Origin of the sequence: Nocardia sp. CA-084685 (assembly GCF_050955785.1) — a bacterium.
Taxonomy (GTDB): Bacteria; Actinomycetota; Actinomycetes; order Mycobacteriales; family Mycobacteriaceae; genus Nocardia.
The window spans coordinates 7,298,954-7,312,302 of record NZ_CP192094.1; the positions used below are offsets into that span (position 1 = coordinate 7,298,954).

Annotated in this window: 11 protein-coding genes; 3 read left to right on the forward strand and 8 right to left on the reverse strand. The window is 66.7% G+C overall.

The features are described 5' to 3' along the window. Positions 1–192: 192 nt before the first annotated feature. The 8 genes from ACQP2U_RS32440 to ctaD all read right to left on the reverse strand — a co-directional run bounded on the left by ACQP2U_RS32440 (position 193) and on the right by ctaD (position 9,626). Positions 193–1,350 carry a THUMP-like domain-containing protein gene (locus ACQP2U_RS32440; RefSeq protein WP_433710941.1) on the reverse strand — a complete coding sequence of 386 codons (1,158 nt, stop codon included), beginning with the start codon at positions 1,348–1,350 and terminating at the stop codon, positions 193–195. Beyond that, the gene (locus ACQP2U_RS32445) at positions 1,350–2,327 is read right to left on the reverse strand and encodes a class I SAM-dependent methyltransferase (protein ID WP_397032650.1); all 978 of its coding nucleotides are present in this window, start codon (positions 2,325–2,327) and stop codon (positions 1,350–1,352) included. Before ACQP2U_RS32445 ends, ACQP2U_RS32440 begins: the two co-directional genes overlap by 1 nt. A gap of 382 nt (positions 2,328–2,709) precedes the next feature. Continuing rightward, complete coding sequence (locus tag ACQP2U_RS32450) at positions 2,710–3,486, reverse strand: enoyl-CoA hydratase-related protein (RefSeq protein ID WP_433710942.1); 777 nt, start codon at positions 3,484–3,486, stop codon at positions 2,710–2,712. 18 nt (positions 3,487–3,504) lie between these two features. Next, positions 3,505–4,332 carry an NUDIX hydrolase gene (locus ACQP2U_RS32455; RefSeq protein WP_397032653.1) on the reverse strand — a complete coding sequence of 276 codons (828 nt, stop codon included), beginning with the start codon at positions 4,330–4,332 and terminating at the stop codon, positions 3,505–3,507. 208 nt (positions 4,333–4,540) lie between these two features. After that, positions 4,541–5,374 (reverse strand): ABC transporter ATP-binding protein, encoded by an 834-nt coding sequence (locus ACQP2U_RS32460; protein WP_397032710.1) that lies wholly within the window; start codon positions 5,372–5,374, stop codon positions 4,541–4,543. 173 nt (positions 5,375–5,547) lie between these two features. Continuing rightward, positions 5,548–6,348, reverse strand: coding sequence for a peptidyl-tRNA hydrolase (locus ACQP2U_RS32465; protein WP_433710943.1), 801 nt, complete (start codon positions 6,346–6,348; stop codon positions 5,548–5,550). Between the two features lie 169 nt (positions 6,349–6,517). After that, a complete protein-coding gene (gene serB / locus ACQP2U_RS32470; protein ID WP_433710944.1) occupies positions 6,518–7,741 on the reverse strand; it encodes a phosphoserine phosphatase SerB in 1,224 nt (407 codons plus the stop codon). Positions 7,742–7,883: 142 nt separating this feature from the next. After that, positions 7,884–9,626: an aa3-type cytochrome oxidase subunit I gene (gene ctaD / locus ACQP2U_RS32475; protein ID WP_397032658.1), complete on the reverse strand. Its 1,743-nt coding sequence runs from the start codon at positions 9,624–9,626 to the stop codon at positions 7,884–7,886. Positions 9,627–9,901: 275 nt separating this feature from the next. Here ctaD and ACQP2U_RS32480 point away from each other — a divergent pair, with 275 nt between their 5' ends. From ACQP2U_RS32480 to ACQP2U_RS32490, 3 genes are all read left to right on the forward strand, one after another. Next, the gene (locus ACQP2U_RS32480) at positions 9,902–10,753 is read left to right on the forward strand and encodes a VOC family protein (RefSeq protein ID WP_433710945.1); all 852 of its coding nucleotides are present in this window, start codon (positions 9,902–9,904) and stop codon (positions 10,751–10,753) included. Positions 10,754–10,885: 132 nt separating this feature from the next. Further along, positions 10,886–11,980 carry an ABC transporter substrate-binding protein gene (locus ACQP2U_RS32485; protein WP_433710947.1) on the forward strand — a complete coding sequence of 365 codons (1,095 nt, stop codon included), beginning with the start codon at positions 10,886–10,888 and terminating at the stop codon, positions 11,978–11,980. 724 nt (positions 11,981–12,704) lie between these two features. Beyond that, positions 12,705–13,163 carry an AMP-binding protein gene (locus tag ACQP2U_RS32490; RefSeq protein WP_433710948.1) on the forward strand — a complete coding sequence of 153 codons (459 nt, stop codon included), beginning with the start codon at positions 12,705–12,707 and terminating at the stop codon, positions 13,161–13,163. Positions 13,164–13,349: the final 186 nt, after the last annotated feature.

The window sequence follows — 13,349 nt, forward strand, 5'->3', positions numbered from 1 at the left end:
TGAACACCGAAGTGACCCCGCCCCCATTACATTCTCGACGCCATGGCCGGGCCGATAAGGCAACGGTGCTGTGGGGGCGGGCGCAGTTCTGGGGACTTGATCGTCACCGGTCTGCGTCGGGACGCGGGCGCCGACAGTGCATTCTCGGTGACGCAAGTGCATTCCCGGTGGGTGAGGCGCATTCCCGGGGGGTTAGGAGCAGAGGAAGGCGGCGGCGGTACGAGATAGGCGGGTGAGGATGAGGGTGTAGGGGGTGGTGCCGCGGAGCTTGAGGCGTTTGCGGAGGGTGTCGGGGTCTATGTCGAGGCCGCGGATACGGATTTCCAGGGGGCCACAGTTGCGGCGGGTCAGTTCTCGGCGGAGGGATTTTTCGCGGAATTCGAGGCGGTCGAGGATGCGGAAGCCGCGGACGCCTCGAGGGACGGTGTTGCCGGTCAGGTAGGCGATTTGCGGGTCCAGTTGCCAGAGACCGTGTTCAGCGGCGTAGTGGCGGACCAAGCCTGCGCGGACGATGGCGCCGTCGGGGTCGATGATCCACTCGCCGGGGGGCTGTTGCGGAATCTCATCGGGGGCGGCGTCGGTGTAGGTGGCGGATTCGCCACGGGAGGTGAGGACTGTCGCACGGCGGGTTGTGCCGGGGTCGCAAAGACCTGCCGACCACAGGCAGGCTTCGCGGACCGCGCCGTCGAGTGAGACGACCTCGATCTCGCCGGACCAGTTCAGGCGGTCGAAATCCAGTCCGGGAGCGCACTTTACGGCTAGGTCGCGGCCCGGATAAGCGGCAAGCAGATCCGGTAGCGGGGGTTGCAGTTTGGCCGGATCGTGGGTGCGGCGGCCGTCCGCGCGGCGGGCGGGATCGGCGATGACTACGGTGCCGGTACTGGTCGGGACAAGGGCATCGGCCTTGGCCAGCAGGACATTTCGGGATGCCGCGAGATTGTGTGCGGCCATGGACAGGCGCACGTCGTCGAGGTCGCTGCCGAGTACGGAAGGGCAGGTGCGGGCCAGCTCGGCGAGTTCCGCGCCGATCGAGCAGGTCACATCGTGTACGGCGCGTCCGGACAGGCGGGTGGCACGGTGGCGGGCGACCAGCGTCGGTGTCGCCTGTTGCAGCGAGTCATCGGTGAACAGCCATTGCCCGGTATCGACGAGTTTGGCCGCTGCACGACGGCGCAGGCGCACCGTTTCCACGAGAGCCCCCGACCGCTCGCCGAATTCGCGACGCACCCGTTCCAAATCGCGCAGGTGCGTCGCGGGTGTCAGCTCCAGCCGGTCCACCTCGGTCAGCGCGGCGGTACCCGCCGCACTGCCGAGAAAGACGACATCCTCGCGGCCGAAGCGGTAGCCCACTACTTGGCGGCGGCGCCCGGCTTCACGCCGGTGATCATGGCGTTGTAGAAGAACTGGCGCGGCACCACCCGGCGCATGACGTTCTCGTCCAACCAGCTCAGCCGCAGCCACGCGCGGTACATGGCCATCCGGTAGCCCATGGTGAGTTTCTCGTCCGGCACGGCCGCCTCGAAGGTGCGCACCGGCCAGCCCCACAGCGCCGCCGCGAATTCCTCGGTGCTCGCCTTGACGTCGGTCGCACCGGCACGCCGGGCCATGGCCTCCAGGTCGCTCGGATCGAAGGTGTGCAGGTCGACGACCGCCTCCAGCGCCGCGGCGCGCGAGGACTCGTCCAGTTCAGCTTGCGGACGCCGCCAACCCGACAGTGCGGGCAGCTTGGTCACGGTGGTGGTGGCCTTCCAGGTGATGCGGCCGAGCCAGCGAGCGTAGAAGTTGCCCGCGGTGGTCGGTTCACCGGCGAAGACGAAACGTCCGCCCGGCTTCAGCACACGCAGGCACTCCTTGAGCGCCAGTTCCACATCCGGGATGTGGTGCAGCACCGCGTGGCCGACGACGAGATCGAAGGTGTCGTCCTCGTACGGGATGGTCTCGGCATCGGCGACACGGCCGTCGACATCGAGCCCGAGGTTCTCGGCATTGCGCAGTGCGACCTTCACCATCCCCGGCGACAGGTCGGTGACCGAACCGGACTTCGCGATGCCGCCCTGCATGAGGTTCAGCAGGAAGAAACCGGTGCCACAGCCCAGTTCCAGCGCACGCTCGTACGGCAGCGGCGCCGGGCCGACCGCGGCGTCGAACCGGCCGCGGGCATAGTCGATACAGCGCTCGTCATAGGAAATCGACCATTTGTCGTCATAGGTCTCGGCTTCCCAGTCGTGATAGAGCACCTGGGCGAGCTTCGTATCCTTCAGCGCTGCTTCGACCTCGGCCTCGGTGGCATGCGGGTTCGGCGCCGGGTCATCGGGGTGGACCGTCATGGTGGGCAAGCCTAGCCAACCCCGCGCCGCACGTGTGCAGCGGACCAGTGAGTAGGACCCTGATTTCGGATTGCCATCACTTCCCCCGAGACTCGTTCTGGTTCTGATCCTGCCCGATGATCTACCCGCGCGTCGCCGACTACCCCGGATGCGGCCAGCAACCTGGGGCTCGAGCGGGGCTCACGATCATCGAGCGCCGCGGAAGTCACCCCACCCACCACCCAGGAACGTGTTCCTGTTTACACCCCACGTCGGCACTCGGCTCGCCCAATCCCGAGGCAACCGACCGCAGCACCGCAAAACCTGAGCTACCGGCCAGTAACGACAAACACGCCGAAGCGTCAGCCGGACGAAGCCGCCGATCGCACTTGACCGATGGAGTTCAGCGTCCGACGAACGTTGCCGAACCTGGGCCGTCGGCAAGGTAGGACTCTGTGCCGATGCGGCGGTCGTCGGTGGTGAAGAGGGTGGTCCATTCGGTGCGGGCGCGGTCCAGGCCGTGGGGGCCTGCCTCGAAGACGGACTTGGCGGCGGCGAGGGCTCGGGTCGGGGCGTCGGTGAATTGTCGGGCCCAGCGCAGGGCGGTGGTGTAGACGTCGTCGGGGGCGACGACTTCGTCGACCAGGCCGAGCGTGCGGGCCTCTTCGGCCTCGACGAAGCGGCCGGTGTAGACGAGATCTTTGGCGGGGCCGGGGCCGATCAGCAGGGACAGGCGGCGGATACCCGCGAGCGGGATGAGGCCCGCTTTGATTTGCGGCAGGCCGAGTTTGACATTGTCGCCGACGATGCGGCGGTCGGCGGAAAGGGCGAGTTCCAGACCGCCACCAAGGCAGTAGCCGCTGATCGCGGCGACGGTGGGCTGGGGCACCTTGGCAAGGCAGCCCAGTGCCACCTGCAGATCGGCGGCCATGGCTTCGGCTTGATCCGGGCCGAGCCCGGAGAGTTCGACGAGGTCATCGCCCGCGCAGAAGACCCGCTCATCGCCGTAGACAACCAATGCCGCTGCCCCGGGGTGCGCGGCGACAACCGCCGCCGCCTCGGCCACCTCCCGAACCAGCTGTGCGTTCAGCAAGTTCAGCGGCGGGCGGTCGATCCGGAGGACGGCAACGCCGCGGACGGCGGGATCCTCGGGCAACTCCAGGGTCACGAATTCGGCCATGGCAGGAAACCTACTGCCTCACGGACGCGCGGATCCCCGGAGCCTGCTGGTATCCGGCAATCCGGCGAAGTAGCGCTGGTTTTCCGGGAATTCGAGCACCTGCCGCCCGTTGTCACCGGTGAGCACCGGCATGATCGGTTCGATCACCCGGTCGACGGCCAGAATCTCCGCGGTGGAAGCGAATTCGGCAATGGCGTCGAGCTGCGACCAGGTCGGCGGCAACAGCACATCGCTGCCAGCGCGCCAACGCTCGAGCGCCTCCGCCGCGGTGCGCCATTGCACCTCTGCCGCCTCGGAGGTGGCACCGTCGGCGAGTTGTCCTTGCGGCAGGACCGCGACGAAGAACCGGGTGTCGTAGCGCCGCGGCTCGATCACCGGGGTGATCCAATTCGCCCACGGCCGCAGCAGATCCGCGCGCAGCACCAGCTTCTCCTCGGCGAGGAAGGCCGCGAGCGAGACCTCACGCCGCTCCAGCCGAGCACGGGCATCGTGGTAGCCGGTGGTATCGGAGACGATGGTTTCGCCGGTCGGCCCGGCCAGCAGCACACCGCATTCCTCGAAGGTTTCGCGTACGGCGGCCGCCACCAGCGCCTTGGCCCTCGGTTCGGTGGTGCCGAATTTCGCGGCCCACCAAGCGGGTTCGGGTCCGGCCCATTCGATATCGGCGGTGCCGTCGGACGGATCGACACCGCCGCCGGGGAAAACGGTCATACCGGCGGCGAAGGCCATCGCCCCGACCCGGCGCTGCAGGAATACCTCGGGACCAGTCGCACCGTCACGCACCAACATCACCGTCGACGCGTCCCTCAGCGACGGAATCGGCTGCTGCGCGTTCGTCTCGCTCATGACCGCGCCGCGCTGACATCCGGCGCCGTCATGCGCGATCGCGCTTTGTGCTGACGGCTCACTCGCTGACGCCCGCGCACGACCGCACCTCGCTCACGCTCGGCTCCGTCATGCGCGATTGCGCGCTCTGTTGCTGATTCACGCCCGCTCACTCTTGCACCCTAACGCGTGCTTGTTTTACGGCGTAATCCAGATCACTCGTATGCCGTCAGCGCGAACGGTGCCGCCCCAAACGACGCGCGCGTCGCGCGAAGTACCGACCGTCGACGCGATCCAGCGCGATCGACTGTCGGAACGCCTCGCTCAGGTTCTCAGCGGTCAGCACATCCGGCAGCAAACCCTGTGCGACGACCGCGCCCTCGTTCAGCAGCAGGCCATGGGTGAAGCCCGGCGGAATCTCCTCGACATGGTGGGTCACCAGGACCATGGCGGGGGAATCGGGATCCGATGCCAGATCGCCGAGACGTTCCACCAACTCCTCGCGACCGCCCAGATCGAGCCCGGCGGCGGGCTCGTCGAGCAACAGCAGCTCCGGATCGGTCATCATCGCGCGGGCGATCAGCACCCGCTTGCGCTCCCCCTCGGACAACGTTCCGTAGGTGCGATCGGAAAGATGTTCGGCTCCGAGACTTTCGAGCATATCGATGGCGCGGTCGGTATCGACATCGTCATAGCGCTCGCGCCAGCGGCCGAGGACCGCGTACCCGGCGGAGACCACCAGATCGCTGACCTTCTCCTCGCGCGGAATCCGGCTGGCCACCGCGGCCGAGGACCAGCCGATGCGCGGTCGTAGCTCGCTGACATCGGTTTTGCCGATGACTTCACCGAGCAAATGGGCAATGCCCGAGGTCGGATGCACTTCGGCGGCGGCCATGCGGAGCAGCGAGGTCTTGCCCGCGCCATTGGGTCCGAGGACCACCCAGCGTTCGTCGAGCTCGACCTGCCAGGTGACCGGGCCGACGAGGGTGTGACCCGAACGTCGGATGGTCACGTCGGTGAAATCAATGAGCAGATCGGGATCCGGTTGCGGCACGGGCTCCATCTTGGCCCAAATGCGCGCTGTTCGTACGACCGACCCATGCCGGTAGCCACGACGTGGCCATTCGGCCGCGAAGACAGGCCGCCACGGCCGGTGGGCGCACCGCTCGCGGCGGATTTTCAGGGGACTCATCGGTGCAGCCGAACATCGGCGCGACGATCATTGCCAGCGGGCAATCATGATTGTCCCGGTACCGCGATCACCGTTATCGAACCCGGCGCGACCTCGGTGAAACCGGCGTCCCGAACCGCGACGGCCTGTCCGCGAGACACCTGCTCGCACAGCGACGCCCACCGCTGCGGTCCGGATTCGCGCACCGCGCATCGGAACTCGCGCTGTGACCACCGCAGCGCCTCCTCCGCGGTAAGCGCACCGGCGAGCAACATGCTGGCGTGACCGACCTGCGCTGCGGCCTTGCCGAGCGTCATGCCGAGCTTCGCATTCACCCACAGCACCGGCAGGTCGGGATCGGCGGGTCCGGGATCGTCGTGTTCGAGATCGGTGCCATTGATCTGCAGCCGCCTGATCCGCGGGTCGACCGCACCGACCGGCCCCGGCACGAAGGCCCGCGCCTGCGCACCGTCCACCTCGACGGTCACCCCGTCGACCTCATCGGCGGCCAGCCACTGCGCACCGCGCGCCCGACGCGCCACCTTGCGGATCCGGGACCGCTTCCAGGCCAGGAACCGCTGCTCCCACACCCCCTCGGGTCCGACCCGTTCATCCAGGCACAGCGCCACCGTGGCCGCCGCAGCGGCCTCCAGCAGCGCACTGCGTCGCGGCGGATCGACCTTCGGAATGTGCAGCACCATCTGCATGGCCTGCACCAGGGCGGGATCCTCGGGATCGCCGAGACCGCCGTAACCGCGCGCCAGCTCCGCATGTCGAATACGGAAACCCTCGACACCCGTTGACAATTCGGGCTCCGCCGTACCACCGTCCCGGAATCCGGCGGTGCTCTCCGGGATACTCGACATCACTCCACCTCGATCGTCAACATGCTGCGCGGGCGCGACCTCTCACGGCAGGTCGCACTCGAGTGCAAGCTTCGTGAAGCCTGCCGAATTCCCGCGGGAGTCCTGTACGCCGAACCGTCTGGAGCGACTTCCAGCACCACATCCTCCGGAGATAATCGCCGGACGTGAGTCAGCTGCCGACGAGCGGCACGCGACGTATTCCGCCGTCGCGGGCATCGGCAGCCTCCACCTCGTCGCGGGTCACGCCGAGGATGAACAGGACGGCGTCCAAGTAGGGGTGCGAGAGAGCCGCATCGGCGACCTCGCGCAACGCCGGCTTCGCATTGAAGGCGACACCGAGCCCGGCCGCATTGAGCATGTCGATGTCGTTGGCACCGTCGCCGACCGCCACGGTCTGCTCCATCGGCACCCCCGCCTCCGCGGCGAACTTGCGCAGCGCAGTGGCCTTGAAGGCACGGTCGACGATTTCTCCGACCACCCGGCCGGTCAGCTTGCCGTCCACGACCTCGAGCGTATTGGCCTGCACGAAGTCCAATTCCAACTCGTGCGCGAGCGGTTCGATCACTTGCCGAAAGCCGCCCGACACCACACCGCAGCGGAATCCGATGCGGCGCAAGGTTCGGATGGTGGTGCGCGCGCCCGGCGTCAGCTCGATCCGCTCCGCGACCTCCTCGATCACCGATTCGTCCAGCCCCTCGAGGGTCGCGACCCGCTGACGCAGTGACTCGGCGAAGTCGATTTCGCCGCGCATGGCCGCCTCGGTGACCTCGCGGACCTGATCCTCCACCCCGGCGTGTGCGGCGAGCATCTCGATCACCTCGCCCTGGATCAGGGTCGAATCGACATCGAAGACGATCAGTCGCTTGCCCCGGCGGGCCAGTCCGGCCCGCTCCACCGCGACGTCCACCTGTTCGGCGACCGCGACCTCGGCCAGCGCCGTGCGCAGCCTCGCATCGGAATCCGGGCCGGTGTCGGTGGCGGTAACCATGAGTTCCATGCCGGTCACCGGATAGTCGGCAATGCCGCGAATGGTGTCGATATTGGCGCCGAGCGCGGCGAGCTGGCGGGAGACCGAACTGAATGCGCGCGCGGTCACCGGCGCGCCGAGGATGACCACCGCATGGGTGGACATCGGCTGCCTGCCGATCTGCGCGTCGACTTCGACATCGACATGCATACCGACGGTATTCATCGCCTCTTCGAGCTCGTCCTGCAGCGCCTCGGGATCACTCGGGCAGGTGACCAGCACGCCGAGGGTCAATCGGCCACGGATGACGACCTGCTCCACATCCAGCAGGCTCACGTAATGCCGCGACATCGCCGCGAGTAGCACGGAGGTCACACCGGGCCGGTCGGGCCCGGTGACGGTGGCGAGGACGGTGGTGTCGGCCAACTGAGGTGCTCCAAGTTAGTTGTTTGCCGGAGCTGTGCTGGACCCCGATGTCGCAACGCTCCGGTTGATGCTTCTCCCACAAATGAGTGTGCACCCACTGATACCAGCAGGTGCACAACTCATCGTGGTGACGCTACTGCGCCTAGTGCTTTGCCAGGGCGCCTTCGTGCACCTCGGTGGCATGTTTGCCCGAGCCCCAGCCGACATGTGCCTCGGCCCGCATCCGCTCCACCATGTGTGGGTAGTGCAGTTCGAAAGCGGGACGCTCGGAACGGATGCGCGGCAGTTCGTAGAAGTTGTGCCGCGGCGGCGGGCAGGTGGTGGCCCACTCCAGTGAGTTGCCGTAACCCCACGGATCATCCACCGTGACGACCTCGCCGTAACGGTAGCTCTTGAACACATTCCAGATGAACGGCAGCATCGACGCGCCCAGGATGAAGGCACCGATGGTGGAAATGGTGTTCAGCGTGGTGAACCCGTCACCGGGCAGGTAGTCGGCGTAGCGGCGCGGCATACCCTCGGCGCCCAACCAGTGCTGCACCAGGAAGGTGGTGTGGAAGCCGATGAAGGTGGTCCAGAAGTGCCACTTGCCCAGGCGCTCGTCCAGCATGCGTCCGGTGATCTTCGGGAACCAGAAGTAGATACCGGCGTAGGTGGCGAACACGATGGTGCCGAAGAGCACGTAGTGGAAGTGCGCGACGACGAAGTACGAGTCGGTGACGTGGAAGTCCAGGGGCGGGCTGGCCAGGATGACGCCGGACAGGCCGCCGAAGAGGAAGGTGACCAGGAAGCCGAGGGAGAACAGCATCGGCGTCTCGAAGGTGAGCTGGCCGCGCCACATGGTGCCGATCCAGTTGAAGAACTTCACACCGGTCGGGACGGCGATCAGGAAGGTCATGAACGAGAAGTACGGCAACAGCACCGCGCCGGTGGCGTACATGTGGTGCGCCCACACCGCGATCGACAGCGCCGCGATTCCCAGGGTCGCGTAGACCAGCGTCGTGTAACCGAAGATCGGCTTACGGGAGAAGACCGGGAAGATCTCCGAGACGATGCCGAAGAACGGCAGCGCGATGATGTACACCTCGGGGTGGCCGAAGAACCAGAACAGGTGCTGGTAGAGCAGAATGCCGCCGGTGGCCGGATCGTAGATGTGGCCACCGAGGTGGCGGTCGTAGGCCAAGCCGAACAGCGCGGCGGTCAGCAGCGGGAAGGCGAGCAGCACCAGGACGCTGGTGACGGCGATGTTCCAGGTGAAGATCGGCAGCCGGAACATGGTCATACCGGGGGCACGCAGGCAGACCACGGTGGTCAGCATGTTGACGCCACCGAGGATGGTGCCCAGACCGGAGACCGCAAGGCCGAGGATCCACAGGTCGGTGCCGACACCGGGCGAGTGCAGGATGTCGGTCAGCGGCACGTACGCCGTCCACCCGAAGTCCGCGGCGCCGCCGGGGGTGATGAAGCCCGCGGTCGCCATGGTCGCGCCGAATGCGTACAGCCAGTAGCTGAAGGCATTCAGTCGCGGGAAGGCGACGTCGGGTGCGCCGATCTGCAGCGGCAGCACGATATTGGCGAAACCGAACACGATCGCGGTCGCGTAGAACAGCAGCATGATCGTGCCGTGCATGGTGAACAGCTGGTTGAACTGCTCCGGAGACAGGAACTGCAGACCCGGCCGCGCCAGTTCACCACGCATCAGCAGGGCCATCAGACCACCGATGAGGAAGAACGCCATCGAGGTGGTCAGGTACATGACACCAAGGACCTTGGGGTCGGTGGTGGTGACCATCTTGACGATGAACGAGCCCTTCGGCCCGGTCCGAGCCGGATACGGCCGAGTCGCTTCCAACTGAGGGACTGGCTTTGGCTCTACGGCAGTCACTGATCCTCCTGAAAGGTGCCTTTAGGTCGCTCCGCAGGCTCCGCTGCTCGCATCCGCCCCACAACCGGGGACAGACGAGGAGTTCGCTTGCGCTCCTGAGATCGTAAACGGTGCTGTCGCGGCCATCCGCACGGGTCCTACTCTGCGTCGTATTTCACGCTGCGGGCAACTACGGCGACAATCTGCATTCGGCCGCAGCGCGTGCGATGACTTTCCCGACCCGCCGACGTCTCTATCGGTGACAGTGATCCACTCTCTCGGCAAGGAGACCTTTGATGAGTACAGCATCGCGTAGCGATTCGATCAGCGGCGGCGGTCGGGCAACGGGTGGGCCCGCCCCAAAGACCGGCGATCCCTGCTGGGTCGACGTCTACACCTCTGATCCAGACGGTGCCATTGCCTTCTACGGCGAGTTGTTCGGCTGGACCGCCGATCGCGCGGACGAGGAATTCGGCGGCTACATCACCTTCCGCAAGGACGGAAAGGCCGTCGCAGGTGGCATGGGCAAGAGCGAGGACGGAGTAGAGGGACCCGACCAATGGACGGTCTACCTCGCCTCGCGCGATGCCAAGGCCACCGCCGATGCGGCAGCTGAGCACGGCGGCGTGGTCGTCGTGCCACCCATGGATGTGGGCGACCTCGGCGCGATGGCCGTGCTCGGCGACGTCGGCGGCGCGGGCGTCGGTATCTGGCAGACCGGCACCTTCGGCGGTTTCGAGACCATCGGCATCGCCTCGGGCGGCACATGGAGCGACCACGTCGGCATCCCGTCCTGGTTCGAACTCCACACCCGTGATTACGCGCGCTCGCTCGACTTCTACCGCGAGGTCTTCGGCTGGAACGATACCTTCGCCATCTCCGACTCCCCGGAGTTCCGCTACACCACCATCCACGCCACCACCCCGATGCTCGGCGGTGTCATGGATGCCTCGGCATACCTGCCCAAGGGCGTACCGGCGGGTTGGAAGATCTACTTCGGCGCCGATGACGTCGACGCGGCCGTAGCCAAGGTCGTCGAGTTGGGCGGCACCGTGCTGGCCCAGCCGGAGGACACCCCCTACGGCCGGATCGCGCAGGTCGCCGACCCGACCGGGGCACGTTTCAGCATCGGCGGCAATACCAAGTAGCCGATCGACCGCACGGAATCCGCTGTAGAACAGCAGGATTCCGGGCGGTCCGCCGCTGTGGCGCGGACGCGGCATGCGCGCGGTGGTGGCCTTCGCGTCCCGGCACCCACACCACGCGGTACCCTCACCCGCATGCCGGTGAGCGCCCTTGTTCGCACCCGAAACCGCACAGACTTCCGCCGATACGACACCGCCAGGAATCACGCGGTCCGGCACGGGGGCACCGCGGTCGCCCTGCTCTGCGCCGCATTGCTGGTCGCGGGCTGCAGTCAGCAAGACGACGCCAGCTCGATCATTCGCACCACGACGAATATCGCGGGCGCGGGTGTAGTAGGCCTCGAGCGCGACACCTCGCAGGCCTGCCCGCTGCCGAGCGCACCCGATCCGTCGAACGGCAAGACCCGCACCGTCACCCACGCCGCGGGCACCTCGGAAGTGCCCGCGGATCCGCAGCGCGTCGTGGTGTTGTCCACCTCCGCCTTGGACGCCGCCTGTGCGGTCGGCCTGTGGGAACGGGTCGTCGGCGCGGTTCCGATCGACGGACCCCGCTCGCAGCCCATGTATCTCGGTTACGGCGTGCTGAAGATTCCCGCGGTCGGTTCGGCGGTACAGCCCGATCTCGGACAGATCGCCGCCCTGCATCCGGATCTGATCATCGGCGATATATCCAGTGGCCCAGGCGGTTTCGCCGCATTGCAGGCGATCGCGCCGACCGTTCTGGCCGATCCCGCCAGCGGCTGGCAGGCCGAATTCAACACGCTCGCGGCCGGTCTCGGGCGTCGCAATGCCGCGGCAACGGCATTGGAGAACTACCGCAACGAAGCACGCGAGACCGGTAATGCCCTGGGCGCCAGCCAGTCCCAAGCCTCGATGGTGCGCTTCACGGCCGATCAGGATCAGGTCCAAGGCAGCAATAGTTTCGCGGGACAGGTCCTCGCCGATGTGGGCGTGCAGCGGCCGACCGCGCAGCGCGGCACCTCATTCGAGGTGACCGAACAGGATCTGACCAAGGTCGAGGGCGACATCATCTACGTCATCTTCGCGGGCGAAACCGGTGAGCAGCACGGTAAGGCAGTGCTGCGCAGCGATGCGTGGAAGGATCTCAGCGCCTCCGCCGATAAGCGCGTTTTCGCCGTCGAAGACACCGTGTGGCACGGTAACGGACTCACCGCCGCCCGTGCACTACTCGCCGATCTGCGCAGCAGCTTGAACGGTTACGTCGACTGAATCTTTGGCCGCGGCTCCGCCGCGGCGTGTTCGCGGCCCCCTGGTGTCTCGCGTCCGAGCCGTCGAGACTCGCGACTTCGTCGCATGCGCTTCGACGGCTCGGACGCGAGACGGGCCGCGAACGGTCGCTCGTAAGACTCGCTCCGTTGTGGTTGGTGATGGCGGGGGTGTTCGGCACCTGATGCACGCATGTCGGAAGACGAGACTCGCGCCCGCGAACATGCAGATCAACAACTCGGAGCTGAAACAGGCCGCGCACCCCTCGCTCGCAAACCTCTCCGTTGTGGTCGGTGATAACGCAGCGGCCGGCACCTTACGCACGCATGCCAGAAGAGCCACACTCGCACCTACGGAACATACACATCAACGACTAGGACGCGAAAGGGGCCGCGAACGGGTCGCTCGCAAACCTCTCCGTTGTGGTCGGTGATAACGCAGCGGCCGGCACCTTACGCACGCATGGCGGAAGAGCGAGACTCGCGCCCGCGCCACGCGCACATCAACGACTCGGAGCCGAGACGGGCCACGCACTCCTCACTCGCAAAACCCACTCCGTTGTCATTGCGAATGGCTTGATCGGCCGGTCTTCCTCGCACACCTTGGGTATGGATTCGCACACCCTTGGAGTGCTCCTACCAGCGCTTGGGTAGCTGTCGCCAGCCCCTCCCAGCAGGGAGATTAGAGGTACACCGAGAAACAAGACGGAACCTTTGAGGGGATCGCAATGAGCACTCTGGTCGAAACGCCCGCCACTAACGTCATCCAGCTGCAGCCGCGCCTGCGCAACGCAGCCGAGCTCGAGCAGGCCGCGGTCCTCGGCAACTCGGGGAAGCTCGCCAACGTCGAGCTGGATCGTTGGGCGAACCGGCTGGCCCGAGTGCTGATCGCCCGTGGCGCCGCAGGGCACGCGCGGATTGCGCTGGCGATCGACCCGCAGATCGAAGCCACGGTTGCCACATCCGCGGTCGTCAAGCTCGGCGCGATTCCGGCATCAGTGGCTCAGGACGCGACCGCCGCCCCCGGTGCTCGCCTCGGCATCACCACCAAGGAACGCCGTCCCGAGCTCAGCGATGCCATCGACTGGCTGCTCTTGGACGACCGCTCGACGCTGCAGCGCTACCTGGTCAGCTCCGACGCCCCGATCACCGCCGCCGAGCGGCTGACCGAGCGGAAGTCCGCCTGACCCGTTACGCAGCCTGCGCGCCCGAACCCACGGAGTTCGGGCGCGCTGCGGCGCGTATGCCGGTCTCGGAGGCGGCACTGCGCAACCACATACGCCGCCGATCGAACACAGTGTTGTCAATACGCCTTCGGTCGGCTCGGCACCGGTCCAAAATGAACTTGCTACTACGCGACGGTCGGGACCAGC

Bases quoted from the DNA above. Each gene is read 5' to 3' on its own strand.
- ACQP2U_RS32490 (WP_433710948.1), top strand. From the start codon at position 12,705: ATGAGCACTCTGGTCGAAACGCCCGCCACTAACGTCATCCAGCTGCAG.
- ACQP2U_RS32450 (WP_433710942.1), bottom strand. From the start codon at position 3,486: ATGGCCGAATTCGTGACCCTGGAGTTGCCCGAGGATCCCGCCGTCCGC.
- ACQP2U_RS32480 (WP_433710945.1), top strand. From the start codon at position 9,902: ATGAGTACAGCATCGCGTAGCGATTCGATCAGCGGCGGCGGTCGGGCA.
- ACQP2U_RS32465 (WP_433710943.1), bottom strand. From the start codon at position 6,348: ATGTCGAGTATCCCGGAGAGCACCGCCGGATTCCGGGACGGTGGTACG.
- ACQP2U_RS32485 (WP_433710947.1), top strand. From the start codon at position 10,886: ATGCCGGTGAGCGCCCTTGTTCGCACCCGAAACCGCACAGACTTCCGC.
- ACQP2U_RS32455 (WP_397032653.1), bottom strand. From the start codon at position 4,332: ATGAGCGAGACGAACGCGCAGCAGCCGATTCCGTCGCTGAGGGACGCG.
- ACQP2U_RS32445 (WP_397032650.1), bottom strand. From the start codon at position 2,327: ATGACGGTCCACCCCGATGACCCGGCGCCGAACCCGCATGCCACCGAG.
- ACQP2U_RS32460 (WP_397032710.1), bottom strand. From the start codon at position 5,374: ATGGAGCCCGTGCCGCAACCGGATCCCGATCTGCTCATTGATTTCACC.